The organism is Endozoicomonas sp. ONNA2, from assembly GCF_024606365.1.
Classification (GTDB): domain Bacteria; phylum Pseudomonadota; class Gammaproteobacteria; order Pseudomonadales; family Endozoicomonadaceae; genus Endozoicomonas.
Window position 1 is genome coordinate 1 of sequence record NZ_JAHHPO010000685.1, and the last position, 10,389, is coordinate 10,389.

7 protein-coding genes are annotated in these 10,389 nt (G+C 49.9%); 2 read left to right on the top strand and 5 right to left on the bottom strand.

All coding sequences use genetic code 11. From position 1 onward, the window contains the following. Nucleotides 1–179: 179 nt before the first annotated feature. The 3 genes from KDK14_RS11975 to KDK14_RS11985 form a co-directional block, all read right to left on the bottom strand. Entirely contained in the window at nucleotides 180–3,356 is a 3,177-nt protein-coding gene (locus KDK14_RS11975) for a pilus assembly protein (protein ID WP_257265355.1), read from the bottom strand. 203 nt (nucleotides 3,357–3,559) lie between these two features. Then, nucleotides 3,560–3,952: a hypothetical protein gene (locus tag KDK14_RS11980; protein WP_257265356.1), complete on the bottom strand. Its 393-nt coding sequence runs from the start codon at nucleotides 3,950–3,952 to the stop codon at nucleotides 3,560–3,562. A gap of 58 nt (nucleotides 3,953–4,010) precedes the next feature. Beyond that, nucleotides 4,011–4,226 (bottom strand): hypothetical protein, encoded by a 216-nt coding sequence (locus KDK14_RS11985; RefSeq protein ID WP_257265357.1) that lies wholly within the window; start codon nucleotides 4,224–4,226, stop codon nucleotides 4,011–4,013. A 309-nt stretch (nucleotides 4,227–4,535) separates the two neighbouring features. Here KDK14_RS11985 and KDK14_RS11990 point away from each other — a divergent pair, with 309 nt between their 5' ends. Both KDK14_RS11990 and KDK14_RS11995 read left to right on the top strand, forming a co-directional pair. Continuing rightward, complete coding sequence (locus KDK14_RS11990; protein ID WP_257265358.1) at nucleotides 4,536–6,704, top strand: EAL domain-containing protein; 2,169 nt, start codon at nucleotides 4,536–4,538, stop codon at nucleotides 6,702–6,704. A gap of 281 nt (nucleotides 6,705–6,985) precedes the next feature. Then, complete coding sequence (locus KDK14_RS11995) at nucleotides 6,986–8,608, top strand: NAD+ synthase (protein WP_257265359.1); 1,623 nt, start codon at nucleotides 6,986–6,988, stop codon at nucleotides 8,606–8,608. Between the two features lie 25 nt (nucleotides 8,609–8,633). Here the strand turns inward: KDK14_RS11995 and coaE are convergent, their stop codons facing one another. Further along, nucleotides 8,634–9,275: a dephospho-CoA kinase gene (coaE, locus tag KDK14_RS12000; protein WP_257265360.1), complete on the bottom strand. Its 642-nt coding sequence runs from the start codon at nucleotides 9,273–9,275 to the stop codon at nucleotides 8,634–8,636. Beyond that, entirely contained in the window at nucleotides 9,272–10,153 is an 882-nt protein-coding gene (locus KDK14_RS12005; RefSeq protein WP_257265361.1) for an A24 family peptidase, read from the bottom strand. The genes coaE and KDK14_RS12005 overlap by 4 nt, the downstream gene beginning before the upstream one ends. Nucleotides 10,154–10,389: the final 236 nt, after the last annotated feature.

Here is a 10,389-nt window from a genome sequence, read left to right on the forward strand (position 1 = left end):
GGAACCACTTGTGCTTTTGCGGGCAGCGGGTGGCGGGAAGCGGGCGGCGGCATTTCCGAGGAGTGAATAAAATGATGAAGTTATTCCGGGGCAATTCCTTAGCCATTATATGTGGCTACTCTGGTGAGTTTTCTCATGGTTTGTTCGTACTCACCAGATCGCCAGGGTACGCCCTCTACTCAACGGTTTTCTCTCCAGAAACTTCGCTTGATACGTTCCAGGTTGTCCGGTTTCAAACGCTGGTCATCGCCGACAAGACATTCAGAACCGATGCACACCTGCATTCCTGCGCCCTTGGAGATCACAGAGGGCTGAGGCGCAATGGAGCGACTGCTCAGTATCATTCGTCTACCGTGCGAGCCCATATGCTCCATAGCGGACACATTCAATGCGCTGGTACCATCCTCAATACTCACGGCATAAAAATAATTGAGCCCAACGCCCGGATTACAGCTATTATCGGAAACTTGCGGAACAAAAGAGCTAAACAGCAGCATGCCATTGATCAGTGAGGCCCGGCCCAGGATTTTCTCGCCGGGATCTTCCAGTACCATAAACCAGCCAGCAGCTCCGCTCAAAGAGCTCAGTGCCGCATTTTTATCCCACTGGTTACCGTGTTGAATGATGTTGGAGGTCGCATCGTGCAGTGACCACTCAGTAATGACCCCACCGTTGAAATACCGGTAAGTGGTCGGCTTGTTAAAGATATTGCGGTCACGAATCACATACATACGATCACTCACCACCGTATTCATGGGGCTGGGGCGGGTACCGCTGCCTATGGCGATATTGAGATATTCGCGATTGCTGTCAACGGCTACAGTGGGTGCCTCAAAAAACCGCCGGGCATCCACTTCAGACGTACCTGCCAATTGGGCGATCAGACCACCGCTGGCGAAATTCCAGGCCGCGCTGTTATTGTGATTGATATCAATACGGAACACCTGACCGCCAATATCCACCGCATAAAAAAAATCGGCCAGGCCATCCTGGTTTATATCAACCAATGTCAGATCTGCCGGAATACTGTATTTCATTTCCGAGATGGTCAGGTTACCGTTTTTGCCTGCATGCCAAAGCATTTCACCGGTATAGGCATCGACCATATATATTGCCCGGCCTATGTCGTTTTCCTCAATTCTCACTTGCTGATCAGCATCTTCGTCATAGCCACCACCAAACAGTAACACGTACCGTTCACTCCCCCGCCACTTGACCTTCGTTAACTGCGCCTTTGACCAGGTTTGCCCCAACTCCGGAAAGTCGGGATTCTTGGCTGGATCGTCAGCCATGTTATTGGAATCTAAATCCCCTTTGATAACCCATCTAAGCCACGGGGCACCCCGGTGAGTGACGTCCAGAGAATAGATATTACTGCCCCCCCTGCGCATGGTCAGGAATAAGTGAGCATGCCCATGACCATCCGTTATGTTGCCATCGCCGTTCCAGTCCCTGAAAAAGACAGTTATTGGTCCATCCATGCCATATACTTTGGCTCTGCCAGGGTCGGGCTCCGGTGGTGGAGCTGGCCATTCATGCCTGGGTCTGATATCACAAACAGAGTTGCCGACCAACATACCGTTATAATCCCATTCACAATACTCAGGATGTGCACACCTTGCTCTTGACCAATCCCAATCGCACTCATCATCGTTCGTGGGTGTCGGGGGGATAAGACGACAACTATCGCTCAGGGGTCCATCTCCCCACTCAAACCTGTATTCACAATAACGGGCCGGCACACAGGCACCGGGTACCTGGTAATTCCACACACACTGTGAATCCGATGTTGGCGCACCGGATATCGCCGGGCGAACCGTCCCCTCCCGGTACATTCGCAGGTTGCCCAGCAAATCCCTGGGAATGAACGAGAAATTAGTGTACCCAGTGTGGGCATCCACAGCATGGAGAAAACCATCATTGGTGGTAAAAAAAACGGTTTTATCCACACGACCATCCCACCCCCAAGGGTTATAAGTCACAATGGCCGGCTGAGTATGAATAGGGTCACCCATACTGAACCGTGGTTCTATCAATGTACCATCGCCATCGTCGTCATCAATATCAAGGCCCCGTGCCCACTGCAGCAGCGACATCTTCTCAAGTAAGCCAGTAACGCCCAGCATGCCGTCAGAAAAAGCAAAAACATTGCCTTCGAAGACCCTATTCCGATCGTTTGACAGATCCACATCCTTATCGCCAGTTAAATTGGTATAAACCGGTCGGTCCGGATCCAAATGTGCCGCAGCCCCCCCGGCTGAAACGACTTTGCCATCCGGGGCGGTGCTCCAGAAACTCTGGGCAGTGTCAGAAAAAAAGCCAGTCACCGGATCAATGGCCAGACTCCCGTTGGCATCGTATATCTGATTATCATCACCCAAACGGTAACGTTTCAGGTTGCCCGTCCAGTCTGGCCCAGAGCCAGGGGCAAAAACGGTGTAGAAAAGTTCATCGGTGGACTCAAGGGAGTTAAACGCATTGACGGGGACGGTCGGTGCGGCAAATGAGGTGGATTCCGAATTGACCCGAACCATAATATCGGCAAACGCCTGACTCAGCTGGTCAGCATCCTCGGCCCGGTAGTACTGCCCGTTACCGGCACGGACGGAATTGGCCAGTACATCTGACGACCATTGATCCATATCACCAAAGCCAATAACGCTTAAGAGGACGTTCTGGTCGTCATTAAAATGGCTGTTAACATCGTAATTGGCCATATACCAGATAATTTCATTAAGGCATTGGTGGCAATCATGGTACAAATGACTTGGCATGGTCTTACCCGCGATCAACCGCTCAATGTCGACATCAGCACTGGTATCATAGGAAGGTGCGCCATCAGTCAGCAAGATGATATTGTTCTTTTGGCATTCTGTGACAATGGGGGAACGATAAGCCCCGCCTAGTGTCAAATAGGCATTGAAATCGCTTCCAAAGAAGTTCCACGCGAATTTTGTGTTCTGCCCAGAAAAATAAAGATAGGCTTCATACAACGTTTCAGCCATTGGTGAAAAGCCCCAGGGACCCAAACTATCAATGGCATTCATGGCTCTCTCTCGGCCAGTGTCAATATCTTCAGATGCGAATATAACGCGGCCGCCCTCATCATAGTTAAATCTCATTACACTGATGTTGATATTCTGTGCATCACTGATAAAGTCCTTGGCCACTCGCTTGGCTATATCCATGCGGGAGGCGCCAGAAGGCTGACATCCAAAAACACCACATACCCAATCCCTCGTGTGCATGCTCGACGATGTATCCATAATCAGCATCACATTGGGCTGGGCTGCAGTGGGAAGGTCGGCAACAAACAGATCAATATCATTTGCCGCCAGTTCACAAGATAAAATCAAGGAGAGCAGAAAACACCCTGACATCCATAACCATCGAGAGCTTGTCTGCGAGTATTCTGAACATTCATATTTTGAATGATCGTTGCTAAACATTCCTGACATTTTTATCCACTGTTCTGTTGTTATGCCCACTCGTGCTCTGGCCAATGTTCATATATACGACGGGTGATATTTTTATCAGGCAATAACACCATTGACAGTCCTTACTCCGGTGCCGAACTCTGCGGTGGTGTGATCAACATAACCTGCAAGGCTTGAGCCGTATTTTCAATCCAGATCACCAACGCAGGCTGCTCCGGGGAGTCCTCCAGGTCACGCAAGTCCTGCAAGGTTGCCTCCTGACTACCTGCGCCTAGCCTGCCCACTTGCAACCGCTGGTCAAAGACCAATCGTTTTGGCAGACAGGTTTCACAGGGGTAGGCCCAGATCAAGCCACTGGACTCATTGCGAAATTCAACTTCTATCTTGCCAAACTCCTGGTCAACTTGCCTGCCCGCTGCGTTGCCATGGACAGCCAGGCATGACAGCCATACTCCTGTCATGGCAGCCAATAGCCAGTAGCGGACATGACTATCATGGTGTTTGCTTAGTAACATAAATCGCCCCATGCTCTAATCACCACTGAAATGATGGCATTGTTCTCTATCTGGTAAATCAGGCCAACACGCTGATTCCCCGAACCTGCTTCTTTTTACTGACGACAGCAGCCGTCATGTACTTATCAATATCGGCAGTCCCCCGTGAAACAACACCATTAACTACCTGCAACCGTGCCACACCATGCACCGGATAGTTGATGGTGTTCCAGCATCGGTGCTTGCCGTATAGCTGATGCCACAATATCCCCGACCTCGGTTTGGCCTCTGCCATATTTGCCAGCGGCATGTAAATAAATTAAAAGTTCCTCTTTCGTATAAATAAAGTGAGGAACCATTCAGAACAGATATATGTCCAGAACAGATATATGTCGACCTGCTTGTACAGCCAGTTAATCCGTTGCTGGTTGTTCCCCACTGGGGAGAGTTTATCAATGCGTTCAATACCCCATGGTTCAAGCTTTTCCTTCCATGCTGGTCGAAAATCCGATGAAATCTTGATCTTATCCGGGTCAGGCCCTTTAAGACTTTCACCAATGTCTACCAATGTCGTTCAGTAATGGTTCATGGCGAACAAAACAGGATGACTGACAATCATCTTGGCGCTATACAATTGTGCAAGAAACTGCCGATAGCTTTCCAAGAACAACAGGGAAACATAACCATGGCATTGGGCGACAAGGACTTAATTCGCTTTTTAATTATTGACTCATCAACCAGGGAAGCAGAAGCATTCCTGAATATTTTCCGTGAGTCTGGTTATTCCACTCGGGCAAAACAGATCAACTCGACGGATGATCTCACGGAAGCCACGTCCGGACAAAAGCACTGGGACCTATTATTGATGGCAGAGCCTCCCGAGCCATTAACTTATTCCCGAATCTTTGATGATATTAATCAGAAAGGCATTGATTTGCCCGGTATCATCTTGAAAAACCCGGATGATGAAACCAATGAACTGTCGCTTATTCAAATGGGTGCCCGTGCAGTTATTCCCTTGGGGCAAGACGAACACCTTTTGACGGTTGCCCTGAAAGAGTTCGAAGACCTGAAGGTCAGGCGACACCATCGACGCATGAGCGTGGCCTTGCATGAATCAGAAAAGCAGCGTCAATTATTGCTCGATGACCAGGTTGATCCGGTCGTATACATTAATTATGGACGCATCCGGTTTGCTAACACTGCATTTATCAAACTGCTGGGGCTTGCAAAAGAGGAATCACTGGATGGAAAGCTGTTCAGGGATTTGATCATTACCAAAGATCAGCAGGAGGTTGAAGCATTTCTATCGGGAATTGAAGAAAGCGGTCAGGCACTGGCGGCCATTCAATGCCCTTTAGTCGCTCATAATGGCTCAGAATTGCCTGTTTCCATAGTGATCTCACCGACGTCATTTAATGGTGAGTTTACACTTAGTTTGCAGATTAGGCGCTGTGAGGAAGAAGGTGAGCAGGACTCAGTGGATAAAACCCTGGAAAAGTCAGCGCCGGACACCGAAACAGGGCTATTTGACCGAAAACTGTTCGATCAGGCGCTGGTTATTGCCATGCAAAGAGCGGTAGAAGGTAAAGGAAAGTCAACACTATGTTATCTCCATCTTGAAACCCTGAAAGCCACTCATGAGCAGCATGGTATAGAGGTTAGCCAGAAACTGTTTAAATCGGTTGCGAAAAAGATAACTTCACAGCTTGACGCCAGGCATCACGTGTCCAGCATGGGGGGGGCGAACTTTGCTGCTCTGCTTCGCGAAGGTGAAAAACAGGACATTACCGCACTGATAAACAGTTTGCTGACGGCCGTGACAGGTGAGGATATTGTCATTGATCAACATCAGTTGCCAGTCAAGCTGTCAATAGGAGCGGTTATTCTCAGCGATACCGTCAGCGATGTTAAGGTATTGACTGACCAGAGTCGTCAAGCCACGGTGTTGGCGCAAAAGCAAGGTGGCAACCAACTGTGCTTTTACCAGAAGCGTAAAGTCAGCCCGAACCATTCCGTTGAAAAGCAGCTGGTCGGCATGGTTAGTCAGGCGATAAAGGACAAAAATATCAGCTTGAGTTATCAACCGGTGATCTCCCTTGCAGGCTCTCCTGCTGAGTATTATGAGGTATCTTTTGTCCTGACCGACAAGGAAGGAAAGGAACATGAGGCCACGGAATTCAGGCCAAAACTGGAAAAAATCACTCTGTGGAACAAGCTGGATCGATGGCAACTGATTGAAGCCAGTAAAGCATTGATGGCCAAGAGAAAAGAGGGAAGTGATACCCGGCTGTTGCTGCATGTCGGTGGCTGCTCTGCAACGGATGATACGTTTATTCCATGGATGAAGGCTGCCCTGCAAACTGCAGGCATTCCTGCGAGTGCCGTTGCCATTGAATTGAGTGAACAGAATCTGGCCCGTTACTCAGACGTGATACCTGATTTTTTCAGTGCTCTCAAAGCGATGGGGTGCCAGACAGTAATCAGCGAATTTGGTTGTAGCCTCAATCCACTGGACGGGATTGCTAATCTTGATATTGACCTGGTAAAGTTGGACCACTCCTTCACGGACGGCCTCAGCAGTGGTAATACCCAGGAATTACAGAAAATAATCCGTGACCTGAGTCACAGTGGACGGAAAGTGATCGTGCCTGGTATTGAAAGCGCAGAAGAAATGACCCCTGTCTGGCAGTTTGGCGCTGATTTTATTCAGGGTAGTTATATGCAACCCCCTTCAAAGAGCATGGATTTTGATTTTGGGGTGGATGGGTAATACCAATTCCGCCTTTTCTTTAATCTGCTTTTTTATTGCCTTATTCAATGGTTGCTACTACCTTGTCACTGCCACTAATGAAAAACCAAATTCGTGGCAGATTCGTCCAGGCGACCCCGTCGGGCCACGTTACAGCCCGGCGTTAAGACCTACAAGCCCTACAAGACCTACAAGAGAGCTACGTAAGCCTTACTCCGGTAAGCAGTGGCGTTGACAATGTAGATAAACCCACATAATCCTGATTATCCCAGGTTTTTAGTAACGGATAGACAAGTATTTCTATGACAGCAAAGATCAATATGGTCATTGCCCAGCTGAATCTGGAGGTTGGCGATATTGACGGAAACACGTCCAGTGTCGTTGAGGCTGCCGAGCAGGCCCGAGATCAGCTGGATGCAGATATTATTGTCTTTCCGGAACTGACCCTCTGTGGTTATCCGCCTGAAGACCTGCTGCTGCGGCCTAGTCTGATTGTGCGGGTAGAACAGGCGCTGAACCGACTCAGGGTGGTTAAAGGTATTGATCTTGTTATCGGTGTCCCCCTGATGGGGGCCCATGGTCTGGAAAACCAGGCGCTGGTGCTGCGTGATGGTGAGATTCTTGCTCGCTACGGGAAACAGCATCTGCCCAATTACCAGGTTTTTGATGAGAAACGCTATTTTGTCAGAGGTCAGAAGACGGCTATTTATGCCTGCAAAGGGTTGAATATTGCCCTGTTGATCTGTGAAGATCTCTGGTACCAGGGGCCGGTTCGCCGGGCTAAGGAACTTGGGGCAGACCTGATCATCAGCCTCAATGCATCACCCTTCCATATGAACAAGCAGTCCCTGCGCCAGCAGGTGGTCCGGGAGCGCTGTCTGGAGTCGGGCCTTCCTGTCCTTTATACCAACCTGGTGGGTGGCCAGGATGAGCTGGTATTTGACGGAGGCTCCTTTGCCATGAACGGTGATGGTGAAGTGGCTTTTGGGGCAACCTGGTTTACCGAAGAGCTGTTCTGCGTTGCCTTCGATAAAGGCTCTGCGACCTTTGACCAGGGAGAGGTTGCTGAAATCCCCGACGTTTGCCCAAGGGTTTATGACGCCCTGGTGACCGGTGTCAGGGACTATGTCAATAAGAATGGCTTTAAGGGGGTCGTTCTGGGTCTCTCTGGAGGCATCGATTCTGCCCTGACCCTGGCAGTGGCTACCGATGCCCTGGGTAAAGACCGGGTTCAGGCGGTGATGATGCCCTATCGTTACACCTCCGATATGAGCCTTGAGGATGCGGCAGAAGAGGCAAAAACGCTGGGTGTCGCCTATAAGGTGTTGCCGATTGAGCCGATGTTTGATGCCTTTATGGACACCCTGAATACTGAGTTTGCCGGTTACGGCCGGGATACCACTGAAGAAAACCTGCAGTCCCGGTGCCGGGGAGTCATGCTGATGGCGATCTCCAACAAGAAGGGTTACCTGGTGCTTACTACGGGTAATAAAAGTGAAATGGCGGTGGGTTACTGCACACTCTACGGCGATATGGCCGGTGGTTTTGATGTTCTGAAAGATGTACCGAAAACACTGGTGTTTAAACTGTGTGAGTATCGCAATACCCGGGGCTATGTGATTCCCCGGCGAGTGATAGACCGCCCCCCCTCTGCCGAACTTGCCCCGGACCAGGTAGATGAGGACAGCCTGCCGCCCTATGATCAACTGGACCGCATTCTTGAACTCTATATTGAACAGGATCAAAGTGCCGAGTCCATTGTGCAGGAAGGGTTTGACCGGGATACGGTCTACCGCGTTCTGAGGCTGGTGGACATCAATGAATACAAACGTCGCCAGTCAGCTATTGGGGTGAGGATTACCCCAAGAGGGTTTGGTCGGGATCGCCGCTACCCGATCACAAATGGCTGGAGACCGGGCGTTTGACTCACCGCCCGTGTTTCAAAGAGTCTCAGGCAAGGCTCAGGTAAAACTCATGCAGTTGCTCCAATGACCGGTGTAACTGGCTTATGGAACCACTGTTATCAACAATATCATCGGCCCTGGCAACTCTCTTTTGCCGTTCCATCTGGCTATTGAGGATCTGCCGGGCCTGTTTCTCGGTCATCTGGTCACGTGCCATGGCGCGGGCCAGTTGGATACTCTCCGGCACATCCACCACCAGCACCCGGTCAACCAATTCATGCTGGCTGGTTTCCAGCATCAGCGGCGAAACCAGTACGGCATAATTTGATTCAGCCCGGGTCAGCTCAAGGATAATTTGATCCAGTATCAGTGGATGCAGCAGACCTTCCAGCCACTGTCGTTCATCGGCGTCCTCAAAGATAATGGTTCTCAATCTTCTTCGGTCAAGATTGCCATCGAGCAGAATCTTTGAACCATAGCGCCGTTTAATGTCAGACAGTGCCGGTTTTCCCGGTTCTATCACCACCCGGGAAGCAATGTCCGCATCAACAATATCAATGCCTTTGCTGGAAAAAAATTCAGTCACTGACGTCTTGCCGCTACCAATACCCCCGGTGACACCAACCGTAAATGGGGACGTAGACTGAGAGCTTGGTTGCTTTGGCCGCTGTGAGCGTTCAGCGGTCATCCGTTTAACCCCGAAAAGCGCAGATAAGCCCCAATTAATTGATCTCCCCAGATAAGGGCAACAAAGCCGGCAATGGCCAGATAAGGCCCAAAGGGAATGGGGTTGGATCGTTCCTGACGTTTGCTGACGATCAACAGTATCGCTGCAATTGTGCCAACCAGCGATGAGAGCAGAATAATCAGGGGCAGCTTCATCCAGCCCAGCCAGGCCCCCAGCGCTGCCAGCAGTTTAAAGTCACCGTAGCCCATGCCCTCCTTACCGGTAACCAGTTTGAATATCCAGTAAACACTCCATAAGGAAAGATATCCGGCAATGGCTCCCCACAACGCCTGTTCAAGGGGTACCACCAGATCAAAGCTGTTCATTATCAGGCCTGCCCAGAGCAGCGGGAGCGTAATATCATCAGGCAGTAGTTGTTTATCGAAGTCGATCATGGTCAGGGCCAGCAGTGACCAGCCGAACAGACAGAAGATCACTGTCTGTAATGTAACCCCGTAGGTCAGACCAATCATAACCGTCATAAGGGCACTGAGTATCTCGATGGCCGGGTAGCGCAATGAAATCGGGACCCGGCAGGCTGAGCATTTACCTCTCAGAAATAAATAGCTGATGACCGGAATATTCTCCCGGGCACGGATTTTATGCTGGCAGTATGGGCAGGTTGATGCGGGCACGACAAGGTTATAAGCAGGCAGGGGCTCCGCTATCTTTTCCGGGTGTAAAATAGCTTCGCTCTGCAGCTGCCACTGCCTTTCCATCATGATGGGCAACCGGTGGATCACCACATTGAGAAAACTACCGACAATCAATCCAAAGAGGGTCAGCACAAAGGCCAGGTAAGGGGTTGAGGTCTCAATAAGTTCTATAATCGGTGACATTCACACGGCTCCCTGATGGTGTTCAGTATGGCTGGCCAGTTCTTCCTGCCAGTACCTGATCGTTAGATAGTCCAATATTGGCACGTCTGTTGTCGTAATCAAACCGCTGAAGCGGAAGGAAAATAACGGCTGAACCGTAAAACGGGATTTGACTGCAGGTTGTAAATCCTGAATATAATTTTTGTAACTATTCAGCACCCCTCACTTAAATCTGGAATTTTCTGATTTTTATACCA

Bases quoted from the DNA above. Each gene is read 5' to 3' on its own strand.
- KDK14_RS11980 (WP_257265356.1), bottom strand. From the start codon at position 3,952: ATGTTACTAAGCAAACACCATGATAGTCATGTCCGCTACTGGCTATTG.
- KDK14_RS11985 (WP_257265357.1), bottom strand. From the start codon at position 4,226: ATGGCAGAGGCCAAACCGAGGTCGGGGATATTGTGGCATCAGCTATAC.
- KDK14_RS11990 (WP_257265358.1), top strand. From the start codon at position 4,536: ATGACTGACAATCATCTTGGCGCTATACAATTGTGCAAGAAACTGCCG.
- KDK14_RS11995 (WP_257265359.1), top strand. From the start codon at position 6,986: ATGACAGCAAAGATCAATATGGTCATTGCCCAGCTGAATCTGGAGGTT.
- coaE (WP_257265360.1), bottom strand. From the start codon at position 9,275: ATGACCGCTGAACGCTCACAGCGGCCAAAGCAACCAAGCTCTCAGTCT.
- KDK14_RS12005 (WP_257265361.1), bottom strand. From the start codon at position 10,153: ATGTCACCGATTATAGAACTTATTGAGACCTCAACCCCTTACCTGGCC.